Raw genomic sequence first — 15,044 nt, 5'->3', positions numbered from 1 at the left:
GGATCCGCATTGGATCCGCATTGGATCGACCGCGGATCCGGCTCGGATCCACCTTGAATCCGCCGCGAGCCCTCGTTGCCGGTCGCGCAGCCAAGCCGGACCGGCCTCTTGCGTGAAGGCTGTAGCGTGGCCGACGGAGACCGTAACAAGAACCGCGCGGACCGCGGGCAGAAACGACGGCGAGGACTGATGGCACAGCAGCAGCGCTCTCAGGGCCCGTCCGACCCCGAGGCGACTGGCGGCGGAATGTCAGATGCGCCGGAGTTGTGGGGTAACGGCGGGCTTGTCGGCGACGGTCGGTACCGGATGACCCACAGACTCGGCCGGGGCGGTATGGCCGAGGTGTTCGCGGCCGAGGACGTGCGCCTCGGCCGTACGGTCGCGGTCAAGTTGCTCCGCTCCGACCTCGCCGAAGACCCCATTTCCAAGGCCCGCTTCACGCGTGAGGCCCAGGCGGTGGCCGGTCTCAACCACCACTCCATCGTGGCTGTCTACGACTCCGGCGAGGACATCGTGAACGGCACCCCCGTGCCGTACATCGTCATGGAGCTGGTCGAGGGCCGCACCATCCGTGACCTGCTGCTCAACGCCGAGGCACCCGGACCCGAGCAGGCACTGATCATCGTCTCCGGTGTCCTTGAGGCGCTGGCGTACTCGCACCAGCACGGCATCGTGCACCGCGACATCAAGCCGGCGAACGTCATCATCACGCACAACGGCGCCGTGAAGGTGATGGACTTCGGCATCGCGCGCGCCCTGCACGGGGCGTCCACGACGATGACGCAGACCGGCATGGTCATGGGCACGCCCCAGTACCTCTCCCCGGAGCAGGCGCTCGGCAAGGCCGTAGACCACCGCTCCGACCTGTACGCCACCGGCTGTCTGCTCTACGAACTCCTCGCACTGCGGCCCCCCTTCATCGGCGAGACGCCGCTGTCGGTGGTCTACCAGCATGTTCAGGACATCCCGGTCCCGCCCTCCGAGGTGTCCGAGGGGGTGGCGCCGCCGGAGCTCGACGGGCTCGTCATGCGCTCCCTCGCCAAGGAGCCGGACGACCGTTTCCAGACGGCCGAGGAGATGCGCGGCCTCATCCAGTACGGCCTGCAGATGCTGTACGACCAGGGCGGCCACACCGGCACCTGGAACACCGGGCCCGTGACGACGCACGAGGGCAGGCACACGCCGCCGGGCGGTATGTCCGGTACGGCGGTCATGCCGCACCCCGGGGAACCGGGGACCTCGCAGATCCCGCAGCCGATCCTGCCCGGGTACGGCGGTGGCGGCGGTGGCCGGGACGACGGCGGCTTCGAGGGGCACGGCAACCGGGGCAGCGGCCGCGGCAAGCTGTGGATCCTCGCGTTCCTCGCGGTGGTCGCCATCGCGGCGGGTGTCGCGCTGGCGCTGAACAACAGCGGCGGCGACGACGGCGACACCGGGACCACGCCCTCGCCCACGGTCTCGACGTCCAACAAGGACAAGGACCCCAGCGAGTCGCCCAGCGACGAGGCGACCGAGGAGCCCACGGACGAGAGCACCGGTTCGGGCGACAACTCCGACTACACCCCCTCGTACTCGCAGAGCCCGAGCTACAGCCCGTCGCCGACGCAGAGCCAGCCGACCGAGGAGCCGACGGACGAGGAGCCGACGACCACGGACCCGACGCCTTCGGAGGAAGATCCGGAGACTCCGGTGAGCCCGACGCCCGACGACGGCAGCGGCAGTGACGCCGGCGGCCTGACGGGTGCCGCCACCGGGGGCGACGAGGAGTGACCCGGCGGCCCTCCTCGGGCCCGGTTCACCCCACACTCACCGCGCTCACTCCGCGAACGCCTCGCACACCGCGTCGTACTCCCGCGTCCACCACACCACCAGCCCCGAGGCCGCCGGGAACTGCGGGTCGGCGCACCCGGTGGGCGGCGGCCACGAGCTCGGAGGGCGCGTACGCCCGCGGCGCGGCGGGACGCGCGTAGGACCGCACTTTCGTCAGGTCGAGTTCGTCAGGTCGAGGGCGCCGACGGGCCGTACGAAGAAGATCACCGCCGCCCGGACGGCCTCCTCCGCGCGCGGCTGCACGCCGAGCCGGTCCCAGTCGAGCCGCTCCTCGGCGGCCGCCGTCGCGCGTGCCGTTCCAGCAGCTCTCGCCGCTCCAGCAGCCGATACCGGGCGAGCGCGTCGAACGCGTCGGCCGGCCGATGACGTCGTACCCGGTCGAGCAGGTCGTGGATGAGGGCGAAGGTGGCGACGGGGTCCACGCTCTCGGCGGGCGTCCTTCGCCGAGCCTGTCGCTGGGCGGGGATCAGCGGCCTCCGAGCCGACGGCACCGGCTCCCGCGTCGGGTCCTGCGCCGGCATCACCCGCTCCAGGGGCGCGTGTACGAGGCCCAGGAGCGCCGCCAGGCGGGCGCACTGCCCGGTGGTGAGCCGGCCGCCGTGCCGGTGCCGGCCCTCGATCCAGGGGTGCGGGGCGTAGGGGTGGCCGCCGACGACCGCGACCGTACGCCCGTCGCGTCCGGCCGGCGGCGGGGCCACGGGGACGCCCAGGTCGGCGAGGCGCTGGGTGGCCCGGTGCTGGCGGACGATCGCGGCCGGGCCGGCGGTCTCGGGGTCGAAATGGTGCTTGAGGAAGTACCGGCCACGGGTGGTGGAGAGCCGGTAGCCGCGGTTGAGCAGCCCCTCGTCGACGGGTTCACAGGTCAGTGCCGAACCAGCGGCGTACTGCTGAAACAGGGGCCCCAGAGGGGGTGCGTGGAGCACAGGGGGTGGTACAGATGAGCGCGGCACGCGCCAGATGTTAGGGCACGTGTCGAGCCGCTGACCTGTCGCTTGTCACGGACAGTTGTTACCGGTCGCAGAGTGCGCAGACCCGAACTGTGGCTCGACGTGCAGATGTCCGGGGTTCACGCATGGAGCAACTCTCGGCCACGATCTCCCGGCCCGCCCGCGGCGAACTCTTCCCGTGGCCGGGGTGGCCGGGATAACGTGCCGGTGTTCCGGCCCCCTGTCAGGCTGTAATCCAGTGCTGTGACCAGCAGCTGTTCCCGACGGACGCGACTTACTTGGACCCCCTAGTACCGAATTACTTGGAAATCCAAGGAAAATCGCAGGTCAATAGGGGTTTCACAGGAATGTGGCGTACTGGGTAACGTGCCTCGTGCAGGGCGCTCGCCGGGGCACCTGTCACGTCTGTTCCCGGCCAAGGGCACCCACCCCGTGCACGGGTTTCCGGGATCAGGCGAGCCGCACTGGTCTCCGGCAACCCCGGGGGCCGGACCGACGGAGGAGCACACGTGACCGTGGAGAGCACCGCCGCGCGCAAGCCGCGACGCAGCGCCGCAGGCAAGACCGGCACCACCGGCAGCAGGGCGGCCGGCACCACCGGCACCAAGCGCGCCGCTGCGAAGAAGCCGACCGACGCCGGGCCCGAACTCGTTCAGCTGCTGACGCCCGAGGGCAAGCGCGTCAAGAATCCCGAGTACGACCCGTTCGTCGCCGACATCACCCCCGACGAGCTGCGCGGCCTGTACCGCGACATGGTGCTGACCCGCCGCTTCGACGCCGAGGCCACTTCCCTGCAGCGCCAAGGCGAGCTGGGCCTGTGGGCCTCGCTGCTCGGCCAGGAGGCCGCCCAGATCGGCTCCGGACGGGCCACCCGCGAAGACGACTACGTCTTCCCGACCTACCGCGAGCACGGCGTCGCCTGGTGCCGCGGCGTCGACCCGGCCAACCTGCTCGGCATGTTCCGCGGTGTGAACAACGGCGGCTGGGACCCCAGCAGCAACAACTTCCACCTCTACACGATCGTCATCGGCTCCCAGACGCTGCACGCCACGGGCTACGCCATGGGCATCGCCAAGGACGGCGCCGACTCGGCCGTCATCGCCTACTTCGGTGACGGCGCCTCCAGCCAGGGCGACGTCGCCGAGGCGTTCACCTTCTCCGCGGTCTACAACGCGCCCGTCGTGTTCTTCTGCCAGAACAACCAGTGGGCCATCTCGGAGCCCACCGAGAAGCAGACCCGCGTCCCGCTCTACCAGCGCGCCCAGGGCTTCGGCTTCCCGGGCGTCCGCGTCGACGGCAACGACGTCCTCGCCTGCCTCGCGGTCACCAAGTGGGCGCTGGAGCGCGCCCGCCGGGGCGAGGGCCCCACCCTGGTGGAGGCGTACACATACCGCATGGGCGCCCACACCACCTCCGACGACCCGACCCGCTACCGCCACGACGACGAGCGGGCGGCCTGGGAGGCGAAGGACCCGATCGCGCGTCTGCGCGGTTATCTGGAGTCCGAAACTGACACGGACGAGGGATTCTTCGCGGAACTCGAAACGGAGAGCGAGGCGTTGGGAAGGCGAGTGCGCGAAGTGGTGCGTGCCATGCCGGACCCGGACCACTTCGCCATCTTCGAGAACGCGTACGCGGACGGACACGCGCTCGTGGACGAGGAGCGCGCCCAGTTCGCCGCGTACCAGGAGTCGTTCGCCGATGTGGACGTAGAGGAGGGCCAGGAGCGATGACCACGCAGACAGCGGCCGTGCAGCCGGCCGTGAAGAACCTGGCGCTCGCCAAGGCGATCAACGAATCGCTGCGCAAGGCCCTCGAAACCGACCCCAAGGTCCTCGTCATGGGCGAGGACGTCGGCAAGCTCGGCGGCGTGTTCCGGGTGACCGACGGCCTCCAGAAGGACTTCGGCGAGGACCGCGTCATCGACACCCCGCTCGCCGAGTCGGGCATCGTCGGCACCGCCATCGGCCTCGCCCTGCGCGGCTACCGCCCGGTGGTCGAAATCCAGTTCGACGGATTCGTCTTCCCGGCGTACGACCAGATCGTCACGCAGCTCGCCAAGATGCACGCCCGCTCGCTGGGCAAGGTCAAGATGCCCGTCGTCGTCCGCATCCCCTACGGCGGCGGCATCGGCGCGGTCGAGCACCACTCCGAGTCCCCGGAAGCGCTGTTCGCGCATGTGGCGGGCCTGAAGGTGGTCTCGCCGTCGAACGCGTCGGACGCCTACTGGATGATGCAGCAGGCCATCCAGAGCGACGACCCGGTGATCTTCTTCGAGCCGAAGCGGCGCTACTGGGACAAGGCCGAGGTCGACCCGGAGGCCATTCCCGGCCCGCTCCACAAGGCCCGTGTCGTCCGCGAGGGCACGGACGTCACCCTCGCCGCGTACGGCCCGATGGTGAAGCTCTGCCAGGAGGTCGCCGACGCGGCCGCCGAGGAGGGCAGGGCGCTGGAGGTCCTGGACCTGAGGTCGGTGTCTCCGCTGGACTTCGACTCGATCCAGGCGTCCGTGGAGAAGACCCGCCGCCTGATCGTGGTCCATGAGGCCCCGGTGTTCTTCGGCTCGGGCGCGGAGATCGCCGCCCGCATCACCGAGCGGTGCTTCTACCACCTGGAGGCCCCCGTCCTCCGCGTCGGCGGGTACCACGCCCCGTATCCGCCCGCCCGCCTGGAGGAGGAGTACCTGCCGAACCTGGACCGGGTGCTCGACGCCGTCGACCGCTCGCTGGCGTACTGAGGGAGAGGTCGGTGACGACGATGACAGACACGTCTCTGCGCGAGTTCAAGATGCCCGACGTGGGTGAGGGACTCACCGAGGCCGAGATCCTCAAGTGGTACGTCCAGCCCGGTGACACCGTCACCGACGGCCAGGTCGTCTGCGAGGTCGAGACGGCCAAGGCCGCCGTCGAACTGCCCATCCCGTACGACGGTGTCGTACGCGAACTGCGCTTCCCCGAGGGCACCACGGTCGACGTCGGCACGTCGATCATCGCCGTGGCCGTCGAGGGGGCTGCTCCCGCCAAGGAGGAGCCGGCGCCGCCCAAGCCGGCGCCCGCGCCCGCACCCAAGAAGACCGCCGAGGGCCGCAAGCCGGTCCTCGTCGGCTACGGGGTCGCCGAGTCGTCCACGAAGCGCCGCCCCCGCAAGGGGGCCGTGGCCCCGCCGGCCGAGGACACCCTGTACGCGGCCACGGCCATCCAGGGCGAGCTGAACGGGCATGGGCACGGGCAGGTCTCCGTCGGCCGACGCCCGCTGGCCAAGCCGCCGGTGCGCAAGCTGGCCAAGGACCTCGGCGTGGACCTGGCGACGGTCACCCCGTCCGGCCCGGACGGCGTCATCACCCGCGAGGACGTCCACGCGGCGGTGTCCCCGCCGAAGGCCCCGGAGCCCGGGGTTCCCGGGGTTCCCGGGGTTCCCGGGGTTCCCGGGGTGGAGGCGCCCGGCCCGGCCGCCCCCGCCGTCGCCCCGGCGCCGGCGGTGTCGTACGACGGCGCGCGCGAGACCCGTATCCCGGTCAAGGGTGTCCGGAAGGCGACGGCGGCGGCGATGGTCGGCTCGGCGTTCACCGCGCCGCACGTCACGGAGTTCGTGACGGTCGACGTGACCCGCACGATGAAGCTCGTGGAGGAGCTGAAGGAGGACAAGGAGATGCGGGGGCTGCGGGTGAACCCGCTTCTCCTGATCGCCAAGGCCCTGCTGGTGGCGATCCGGCGCAACCCGGACATCAACGCCTCCTGGGACGAGGCCGCCCAGGAGATCGTCGTCAAGCACTACGTGAACCTGGGCATCGCCGCGGCCACCCCGCGCGGCCTGATCGTCCCGAACATCAAGGACGCCCACGCGAAGACCCTGCCCCAACTGGCCGAGTCGCTGGGCGAGCTGGTCTCCACGGCGCGGGACGGCAAGACCTCGCCCGCCGCGATGCAGGGCGGCACGGTCACCATCACCAACGTCGGCGTCTTCGGCATCGACACCGGCACGCCGATCCTCAACCCCGGCGAGTCCGCGATCCTCGCCGTCGGCACGATCCGGCTCCAGCCGTGGGTCCACAAGGGCAAGGTGAAGCCCCGCCAGGTGACGACCCTGGCGCTGAGCTTCGACCACCGGCTGGTGGACGGGGAGCTGGGCTCCAAGGTGCTGTCGGATGTGGCGGCGATCCTGGAGCAGCCGAAGAGGCTGATCACGTGGGCGTGAGGGCGTGACTGGATAGGCTCAGCGCGAAGGGGCCTGCCGCAACCTTGACTTGCGGCAGGCCCCTTCTGCCTCAACGCGCGGAAGCCGTCAGATTCATGTCTCGGTACCACTCCTGACCTGCGGGAACGCTGAGACCGTAACCTCCAGTTACGGTCTCAAGAATCTCTCGCCGAGATCGCTCTCGATGCCACTCCGGGATGTGGCCGAGGAGAGCCTTATGGGTCCTGCCGTGTGCGGGGGTCGGCCTGGTGACTGCTGGGTTTCGATCACTTGAACCACGACACGAAAGTGAAGAAGGCTGTCCCTTCGTCGCCGCGAAGGGACAGCCCTGTCCAGTTCTGCTGTCGGTCAAACGGCTGTGCTGCCGACCATGAGGATCTTGACGGAGACGGTTCCACCGTCGATCTCGTACGTGGCCCTGTAGACGCCGACGCGCATGCGTCGCAGGTTGGTGTTGCCGAGCTTGCCGCTCGTGGCGGGTTCGGGATTACGGGCGAGTGCGTTGATCGCTTGGACGAGAGGCTTCACGGCGTCGCCGTCGCGCGCCCGGAGCCGCTTGAGGCCTTCGGAAGCGGCTCGCTCCCAGATGATCGTGTAGCTCAAGGGGCTTCCGCTCCGGCGACGAGGGCTTCGATTTCGGCTTGGGTGGATGTGGGTCCGCCGGTGGATCGCGCGTACAGCGACACGGTCACGTCGGCGAACTCGATTGCCCGCTCGCGTGCGTCCTCGTCGGGCGCCGAGTCGGCGAGCGCCTGGGTCCACCAGTGGTTGAGGAAGGCATCGAAGCCGCCGGAGTCGGCGAGGGAGCCCAGTTCCGCGTAGAAGCCGGCCCGGTGATCGAGTCGCAGGGCGGCTCCGATGCCGTCGACGTTGCGCTGGACGACCACGCTGTTGAATCCCGTGACTTCCAGAGCCTCTGCCACCACGGTCTGCCACTCGGCTGCCATCTGCGTCCCCTTTCGCCGTGCGGCCAAGGTACCGCCGCGGCACTTTCGGAGACGGCCGAGGAGCCTACGCATCCGCTCCTCCCGGAACGTCCAGCTCCGCCCAGATCCTCTTGCCCACGGTGAGCTTCTCGACGGCCCAGCGGGCGGCGAGCGCGCGGACGATGAGCAGCCCCCGCCCGGACTGATCGGTGTCTTCGATCCCGCGCGCCTCCGGCAGCCGCTCACCCCTCGGATCGGTGACGGCGACGCGCAGCGTGTTGCCGTTCAGGGACGTCTCCACGCGGAACAGCCGGTCTCGCAGACACCCGTGCAGCAGGGCGTTGGTGCACAGCTCGCTCGCGAGTAGCGCCGCGTCGCCGGCGGCGCCGGGGTGGCCCCAGTCGGCGGCGAGCCCGGCGACGTGTCTGCGGGCGACGGGGATGTTGCCCGGCGTGGGGGTGTAGCTGGCGGCGTCGTAGCGATCGTAGGCCTTGGGCCGGTTGAAGGGGGGAGGGCAGGAATCGGTCATGGGCGCACCTCCTTGTGCGTTGCCGGGTGCCCGTGGCGGTGGCCAGGTGGGTGGGGGTGGTGGCTCTGCCGTGCAGGCTCTGGCTTGGGCAGCACGGTGCCTTCCGCCAACTGGTGTCGCTGAGTGGGCGATCGGATACCGACCGTAGCGTCACTCCCGCTTTGGCAGCAATCGAACGTGGCAGAAATATCCCTGCCCAGATTGTGAGGTCCTCTTGCAGACCTACAGACTGGGGTCACTCAGCTGGAAGGATCCCTGCATGGGCAACAACCCTGACCGTGGACGGACTGTCACAACCGTCCTGGGGCGCAGGCTTGGCGGAGAGCTGCTGCGCATGCGTGAGGCTTGCTCCTTGCGTCAAGTGCACGCTGCCGAAGCGCTGACGGCGTCCATCACGAAGGTGGCGAAGATCGAGCGTGGCCAAGTGCCGTTGCGGGATCCCGACGTCAGGGCGCTGTGTCATCTGTACGGCGAGAGCGACGAGTTGGTGATCGGGAGGCTGCTGGCCATTGCCAAGGCCGACCGAGACCGACGCAAGGTCCAGGGTTGGTGGAACCAGTACCCCCAGCTGAAGGCGCAGATGGAGTATGTCGTCCTGGAGGACATCGCCACAGAGCTGCGTACTTGGCAGCTCGCCTTTGTCCCAGGTCTCTTGCAGACGTCGGACTATGCTCGGGCTCTCGCGGTCGGCAACGGGACCTGGGACGACCCCGGTGAGATCGAGTCCTTCGTCGAGGCGAGGATGGCGCGTCAGGCGCGGCTGACCGGTGAGCGTCCGTTGCAGCTCTGGGCGATGCTGCACGAGGGCGTGCTGCGCCAGTTGGTCGGTGGGCGAGACGTCATGCGCTCCCAGTTGGACCACCTCCTTGGAGCGGCGCAACTGCCCAACGTTCGGGTACAGGTCGTCCCGTTCTTCGCGGGTGCCCACCCAGGGATGACCAGCGCCTTCACTGTGATTTCCTTCGCCGAGCCGGGTGCCCTGGACCTGGTGCAGGCGGACACCGTCTCGACGAAGGTCTGGCTGGAGAGTGAGACTGATGCCACGCGCCACAACGCGATCTTCGATCGCCTCACCCGGTTGGGGCTGGCGCGGCACGAATCCCTCAGCCTCATCGACAGCATTCGCAAGGAGGTGTAGGCGGGCATGCCCGGGTTCGAGTTCATGAAGTCCACGTACAGCAGCGGCGATGCACACGGTGAGTGCGTTGAAGTCGCCTGCAACATACCCGGCGCCGTCGTTGTCCGAGACTCCAAGGACCCCGACGGGCCGATACTCCGGCTCACGCCAAGGGCTTGGGCATCGTTCGCGGGGCATGTGGGGCGCCCTCACTGAACTACAAAGGGGGCCACCGCGGTGAGCGGTGGCCCCCTTCTCGTACCTCTGGGGAGGCCTGTGCGGCCTAGAGGGTGGCGAAGCCGTAGTTCATGAGCTTCTTCACGTCCGCCGTGCGGTTGTCCTCCGAGGAGGCGGTGAGGACGGTGCCCACGATCGTCTTGCCGCTGCGGGTCGCGGAGAAGACGAGGCAGTACTTGGCCTCGGTGCCGGAGCCGGTCTTGATGCCGATCGTGCCCTTCCAGCCGAGAAGGGTGTTGGTGTTCACCCATGCCGCCATGGTGCGGGTGCTGCCGCTCTTGGTGATGGTCTTGGCCGTGTACGACTTCGTCGCCACGACCTTCTTGAACGTGGCGTTCTTCATGACGTTGCGCGCGAGCTTGGTGAGGTCGCGCGGAGTCGAGGCGTTCGCGCCCTTGCTGATGCCGTCGAACGAGTCGAACTTCGTGTTCGTCATGCCGAGGCTCTTGGCCGTGGTGTTCATCTTGGCGATGAAGTTCTTGGTGCGGGCCGAGACCGTCGAGCCGGAACCGAACTTGTCGGCCAGCGCCATCGCGGCCTCGCAGCCCGACTTCAGCATCATCCCGTACAGCAGCTGACGAACGGTGACCTTGTCGCCGACGATCAGATTGGCCGACGAGGCGCCGTTCTTGACGATGTAGTCGCTGTACGCCTTCTTGATCGTCACCTTGGCGTCGAGGTTCAGATTCGACTGCGACAGCACGACCTTGGCGGTCATGATCTTCGTGGTGGAGGCGGTGAGCCTCTTGGTGTCAGCGGCCTTGGTGAAGAGCGCCTTGCCGTTGGCGCTGTTCATCACGAACCCGCCCTTGGCGGTGATCGTGGGCTTCGTAACTGCCTGCGCGGGTGCGGAGCCGATGACTCCGGTCGCGATCATCGCGCCGGTGGTCACGACGACCGCGGCGGCCCTGCGGACACGTGCGCCCTTTATGGCGGTAATCAAGTCAAGTACCCCGATTGCGTCAAATGTCTGAGGAGCGCGGCCACTTGGGCGCCGGCGAGCAGGCACGGCGGGGCCGCTTCTCGTGTGACAAGTGAGTAGCACAAAAGGTTGTGCGGTGGGTGAGGCGGGGGTCAATTCAAGTCCATTTGACAGCTCCCTGACAGGATCGGGATGGGGTGACTGTCCCGGATTCTGGACGTCCGCAGCCATGCGTACGTGTTGTATCTATGCTGTGGGCATGCCCTCCGCGCCAGCCCCCGCCCCCGCCGTGAAGCAGCCCCCCGCCGCCGACCGTGTCTACGCCCACGTCAAACGGGGTGTTCTGGAGCGCCGCTACGAGGGCGGCACGCTGCTCACCGAGGGGGAGCTGGCCGAGGCGGTCGGGGTGTCGCGGACGCCGGTGCGGGAGGCGCTGCTGCGGCTGGAGGTCGAGGGGCTGATCAGGCTCTATCCGAAGAAGGGCGCCCTGGTCCTGCCCGTCTCCGCGCAGGAGATCGCGGACGTGGTGGAGACCCGGCAGCTGGTCGAGGAGCACGCGGTCCGCAAGGTCGTCCCCGCCTCGCCGCAGCTCATCGAGCGCCTGGAGGGCCTCCTGGAGCAGCAGAAGGCGCAGGCGGCCGCCGGGGACCTGGCGGCCGCCGCGGTGACCGACCGCTGCTTCCACGCCGAGATCGTCCGCGGCGGCGGAAACGAGATCCTCTCGCGCCTCTACGACCAGCTTCGCGACCGGCAGTTGCGCATGGGCGTCGCCGTGATGCACGCCCACCCCGACCGCATCACCAAGACGCTCACCGAGCACGAGGAGATCCTCCGGGCGCTGCGCGCGGGCGACGCGGAGGCGGCCGTGGCCCTGGTGCACCGGCACGTCAGCTGGTTCTCCGACCTGGCGCGGGGGGAGGTCCGTTGAGCCGCCCCGGCATATCCTCGTCCGCGGCGTCGCTGCCGGGGGATCCACCCGGGGGCCGCCGTGCCCTCGCCGTGTGGGGCATCGGCGTCTCCGTCTACTTCGTCGCCGTGATCTTCCGTACGTCGCTGGGGGTGGCCGGCCTCGACGCCGCCGAGCGCTTCCATGTGGGCGCCTCCGCGCTGTCGACCTTCTCGATACTCCAGCTGCTGGTCTACGCGGGCATGCAGATACCCGTCGGCCTGCTGGTCGACCGGCTCGGCACCCAGAAGGTGCTGACCATCGGCATCCTGCTGTTCACGGCCGGCCAGGTCGGCTTCGCGCTGTCGCCGTCGTACGGCACGGCGCTGGCCTCGCGGGCGCTGCTGGGCTGTGGCGACGCGATGACGTTCATCAGCGTGCTGCGGCTGGGCAGCCGCTGGTTCCCGGCCCGGCGCGGGCCGCTGATCGCGCAGTCCGCGGGGCTGGTCGGCATGGCGGGCAACCTCGTCTCGACGCTGCTGCTGGCCCGGCTGCTGCACGGGGTGGGCTGGACGGCGGCGTTCGCGGGCAGCTCGGTCGCCGGGCTCGTCGTCCTCGTACTGACCCAGCTGTTTCTGAAGGACCACCCCGAGGGGCACGAGCCGGAGCCGTTCCCGCACCACGGGGCGGCGTATGTGCGGCGGCAGATCGCCGCGTCCTGGCGGGAGCCCGGCACCCGGCTCGGGATGTGGGTGCACTTCACCACCCAGTTCCCGGCGATGGTGTTCCTGCTGCTGTGGGGGCTGCCGTTCCTGGTCCAGGCGCAGGGCCTGAGCAGGGGCACCGCGGGCGAGCTGCTCACCCTCGTCGTCCTCTCCAACATGGTCGTCGGACTGGTGTACGGCCAGATCGTCGCCCGGCACCACGCGGCGCGGCTGCCGCTGGCGCTCGGCACGGTCCTCGCGACGGCGGCGGTCTGGGCGACCACGCTGGTCTACCCCGGCGAGCACGCGCCGATGTGGCTCCTGATCGTGCTGTGCACGGTCCTCGGCGCCTGCGGACCGGCCTCGATGCTCGGCTTCGACTTCGCCCGCCCGGCGAACCCGCTGGAGCGTCAGGGCACCGCCTCCGGAATCACCAACATGGGCGGTTTCGTCGCCTCCATGACCACCCTGCTCGCGGTCGGCGTCCTCCTGGACGCGACCGACGACAACTACCGCGCCGCCTTCTCCGTCGTCTTCGTCCTCCAGGCGCTGGGCCTCAGCCAGATCCTCCGCCTACGAGGCCGCGCGGCCCGCCGCGAACGCGAACGGCTGGTGGCGAGCCGGGTGGAGACGGTGCATGTACCGGCGTGAGGGGCCGCGCCCGGCGTAGGGGGCGGGCTCTGTACGACATGCCGCTCATCCCCGTGCTGCCGGGCCTGGCCATGGCCGTGGGCGACGCCGCGGGAGCCATGCTCGTGCCGGTGGGGAGGGTGACGTAGCCGGCGTTCGATCAGTTCGCCTGGCCGTGAGCCGTGAGCCGTGAGCCCTGGCCGCCGGGGCGGTCACACCGTCACGGTGAAGGCGCGCAGGATCGTCGCGATCAGGTGGGGGTCGCCCTCGCCCTTGATGCGGTCGGCGACGGCGTCGGCGCTCACGCGGCCGCAGGCGAGGCGGACGTAGGTCTCCCAGTCGAGGGTGAGGGTGGCGGCGGGGCCGAGGGCCGGGGACGTCTCCAGGGAGCCGCGGCCCTGCATGTCGACGCGGACGGTGCGGATGAACTCCACGGGGCCGTGGACGTCGACGACGACGGCCGAACTGCGCGGCGCCTGCGCGTCCTCGGCGACGACCTTCGGCAGTACGGAGAGCAGCTCGTCACGGACGACGTACGCGCCCGGCGAGTCCAGGTTCCCCGGCTGCCCCAGCGCGGCGCGCAGATCCTGCTCGTGGACCCAGACATCGAACGCGCGGTTCCGCATGGCCTGTTCGAGGGTCTGCTCCGTGCTGAGCGGGCCGCGCATCTTGTGACCGGGGTCCCGCGACTCGTTCCGCAGCTGACGGTTGCGGCGGATGATCGTGTACTCCAGCTCGGAGGTCATCTCCGGCGCCGTGTGGTGGCGGCGGGCGTCGACCTGCATCTCCATGTACCGCTGGTGCTCGGTCCGTACGTGGTAGAGGTCGCGCGGGAGGGTGTGGATCGGCCGCGGGTCGCCGAGCATCTCGCTGTCCAGGCCGATGACATGGGAGACCACATCGCGCACCGACCAGGCGGGGCACGGCGTCCGCCGGTTCCACTCACCCTCCACGAGCGGCGTCACCAGCTCGGATATCGCGTCCACGGAGTGGGTCCAGGCGTCGGCGTAGGGCTGAAGAGTGGGATGCAGACTCACGGAACGGGACCCCTCGGGCGGTCGGTACCTGTCAGTACGGTCGATGCGTATCAGTATGTGGGTGGCGGGTTTCGGTAGGGGCGTCGGCGTTGACGGCGGTGAGTGGGCGTCGGCGGCTGTCAGTGGGTGTTCTGAGACGTTAAGTTACGCTGCTGTGAGGCACCCCGGCAGTGCTTTGGTGTGACGATCGTAGGCCGGAGTGGACGTCTCGAATGCCAGGACGGTGGTAGTGTGCGCGCCTCGCTCATCCAGATCGGCGTAGATGAGGACGAATCGGTCGATTCGCGCAGGCGGCGCGTGGCCTCGCTGGTACGGGGCCAGACCGGCGCCGATCTCGTCGTACTCCCGGAGCTCTGGACCACCGGCGCGTTCGCGTACGAATCCTTCGCGGAGGCGGCCGAACCGCTGCAAGGGCCGACGTACGAGGCGATGGCCAAGGCGGCGAGCGACGCGGGCGTGTGGCTGCACGCGGGCTCGATCCCTGAGCGTGATCCGGATGGACGTCTTTACAACACCTCCCTCGTCTTCTCACCGTCCGGCGGCCTCGCCGCCGCCTACCGCAAGATCCACCGCTTCGGCTTCGACAAGGGCGAGGCCGTGCTGATGGGCGCGGGCGCCGAGCTGGTGACGCTCCGGCTCCCCGAGACCACCCTCGGCGTCGCCACCTGCTACGACCTCCGCTTCCCCGAACTCTTCCGCGGCCTCGTCGACGCCGGCGCCGAGACGTTCGTCCTCTGCGCGGGCTGGCCGGAGCGCCGCCGCTCCCACTGGACCCTGCTGGCCCAGGCCCGGGCCGTCGAGAACCAGGCGTATGTCCTCGCGTGTGGAACGGCCGGTACGCATGCCGGAGTTCCGCAGGCCGGTCACTCGATCGTGGTCGATCCGTGGGGCGAGGTCCTGGCGGAGGCGGGCTCCGGCGAGGAGGTCCTCACCGTCGATCTCGACCCGGCGAAGGTCGCGACCACCCGGGAGCAGTTCCCGGCGCTGAAGGACCGGCGGCTGGGCCTCGAAGCACCCACGCGTCAGAGGCCGCCGAGGGAGCCCCTTGGCCATCCGGCCCCCTGACCCCCTGGCCATCCGGCCCC

14 protein-coding genes and 1 pseudogene are annotated in these 15,044 nt (G+C 69.7%); 9 read left to right on the top strand and 6 right to left on the bottom strand.

The window, feature by feature from the left end:
* Positions 1 to 189 precede the first annotated feature (189 nt).
* Positions 190 to 1,770 (top strand): protein kinase domain-containing protein, encoded by a 1,581-nt coding sequence (locus I8N67_RS11975; RefSeq protein ID WP_200302895.1) that lies wholly within the window; start codon positions 190 to 192, stop codon positions 1,768 to 1,770.
* Positions 1,771 to 1,815: 45 nt separating this feature from the next.
* Here the strand turns inward: I8N67_RS11975 and I8N67_RS11970 are convergent.
* Positions 1,816 to 2,753: pseudogene (locus I8N67_RS11970) on the bottom strand (phosphotransferase).
* A gap of 533 nt (positions 2,754 to 3,286) precedes the next feature.
* Between I8N67_RS11970 and pdhA the strand changes: the two are divergent.
* From pdhA to I8N67_RS11955, 3 genes are read left to right on the top strand one after another with little or no spacing between them, the layout of a single operon-like run.
* Positions 3,287 to 4,510, top strand: coding sequence for a pyruvate dehydrogenase (acetyl-transferring) E1 component subunit alpha (pdhA, locus tag I8N67_RS11965; protein WP_200302893.1), 1,224 nt, complete (start codon positions 3,287 to 3,289; stop codon positions 4,508 to 4,510).
* Positions 4,507 to 5,514, top strand: a complete 1,008-nt coding sequence (locus I8N67_RS11960) for an alpha-ketoacid dehydrogenase subunit beta (protein WP_200302891.1) — start codon at positions 4,507 to 4,509, stop codon at positions 5,512 to 5,514. Before pdhA ends, I8N67_RS11960 begins: the two co-directional genes overlap by 4 nt.
* 11 nt (positions 5,515 to 5,525) lie before the next feature.
* Entirely contained in the window at positions 5,526 to 6,971 is a 1,446-nt protein-coding gene (locus tag I8N67_RS11955) for a dihydrolipoamide acetyltransferase family protein (RefSeq protein ID WP_200302889.1), read from the top strand.
* 348 nt (positions 6,972 to 7,319) lie between these two features.
* Here the strand turns inward: I8N67_RS11955 and I8N67_RS11950 are convergent, their stop codons facing one another.
* From I8N67_RS11950 to I8N67_RS11940, 3 genes are all read right to left on the bottom strand, one after another.
* On the bottom strand, positions 7,320 to 7,574 hold the full coding sequence (locus I8N67_RS11950) for a type II toxin-antitoxin system RelE family toxin (protein ID WP_200302888.1): 255 nt from the start codon (positions 7,572 to 7,574) through the stop codon (positions 7,320 to 7,322).
* Positions 7,571 to 7,918, bottom strand: coding sequence for a hypothetical protein (locus I8N67_RS11945; protein WP_200302887.1), 348 nt, complete (start codon positions 7,916 to 7,918; stop codon positions 7,571 to 7,573). Before I8N67_RS11945 ends, I8N67_RS11950 begins: the two co-directional genes overlap by 4 nt.
* A 64-nt stretch (positions 7,919 to 7,982) precedes the next feature.
* Positions 7,983 to 8,426, bottom strand: a complete 444-nt coding sequence (locus I8N67_RS11940) for an ATP-binding protein (protein ID WP_200302886.1) — start codon at positions 8,424 to 8,426, stop codon at positions 7,983 to 7,985.
* A 259-nt stretch (positions 8,427 to 8,685) separates the two neighbouring features.
* Here I8N67_RS11940 and I8N67_RS11935 point away from each other — a divergent pair, with 259 nt between their 5' ends.
* Complete coding sequence (locus I8N67_RS11935) at positions 8,686 to 9,564, top strand: helix-turn-helix domain-containing protein (protein WP_200302885.1); 879 nt, start codon at positions 8,686 to 8,688, stop codon at positions 9,562 to 9,564.
* Between the two features lie 6 nt (positions 9,565 to 9,570).
* Positions 9,571 to 9,759 carry a DUF397 domain-containing protein gene (locus I8N67_RS11930; RefSeq protein ID WP_200302884.1) on the top strand — a complete coding sequence of 63 codons (189 nt, stop codon included), beginning with the start codon at positions 9,571 to 9,573 and terminating at the stop codon, positions 9,757 to 9,759.
* Between the two features lie 67 nt (positions 9,760 to 9,826).
* On the opposite strand, the gene I8N67_RS11925 is transcribed toward I8N67_RS11930, so the two are convergent.
* The gene (locus I8N67_RS11925) at positions 9,827 to 10,672 is read right to left on the bottom strand and encodes a D-alanyl-D-alanine carboxypeptidase family protein (RefSeq protein WP_200303008.1); all 846 of its coding nucleotides are present in this window, start codon (positions 10,670 to 10,672) and stop codon (positions 9,827 to 9,829) included.
* 289 nt (positions 10,673 to 10,961) lie between these two features.
* Between I8N67_RS11925 and I8N67_RS11920 the strand changes: the two genes are divergently transcribed.
* Both I8N67_RS11920 and I8N67_RS11915 read left to right on the top strand, forming a co-directional pair.
* Positions 10,962 to 11,630, top strand: a complete 669-nt coding sequence (locus I8N67_RS11920; protein ID WP_200302883.1) for a GntR family transcriptional regulator — start codon at positions 10,962 to 10,964, stop codon at positions 11,628 to 11,630.
* Positions 11,627 to 12,943: an MFS transporter gene (locus tag I8N67_RS11915; protein ID WP_200302882.1), complete on the top strand. Its 1,317-nt coding sequence runs from the start codon at positions 11,627 to 11,629 to the stop codon at positions 12,941 to 12,943. Before I8N67_RS11920 ends, I8N67_RS11915 begins: the two co-directional genes overlap by 4 nt.
* A 191-nt stretch (positions 12,944 to 13,134) precedes the next feature.
* Here the strand turns inward: I8N67_RS11915 and I8N67_RS11910 are convergent, their stop codons facing one another.
* Positions 13,135 to 13,959, bottom strand: coding sequence for a maleylpyruvate isomerase family mycothiol-dependent enzyme (locus I8N67_RS11910; protein ID WP_200302881.1), 825 nt, complete (start codon positions 13,957 to 13,959; stop codon positions 13,135 to 13,137).
* A gap of 231 nt (positions 13,960 to 14,190) precedes the next feature.
* Between I8N67_RS11910 and I8N67_RS11905 the strand changes: the two genes are divergently transcribed.
* Positions 14,191 to 15,024, top strand: a complete 834-nt coding sequence (locus tag I8N67_RS11905; RefSeq protein WP_200302880.1) for a carbon-nitrogen family hydrolase — start codon at positions 14,191 to 14,193, stop codon at positions 15,022 to 15,024.
* Positions 15,025 to 15,044 lie beyond the last annotated feature (20 nt).

Origin of the sequence: Streptomyces adelaidensis (assembly GCF_016598475.1) — a bacterium.
Lineage (GTDB): Bacteria > Actinomycetota > Actinomycetes > Streptomycetales > Streptomycetaceae > Streptomyces > Streptomyces adelaidensis.
This window is presented reverse-complemented; position numbering and strand designations above follow the sequence as displayed.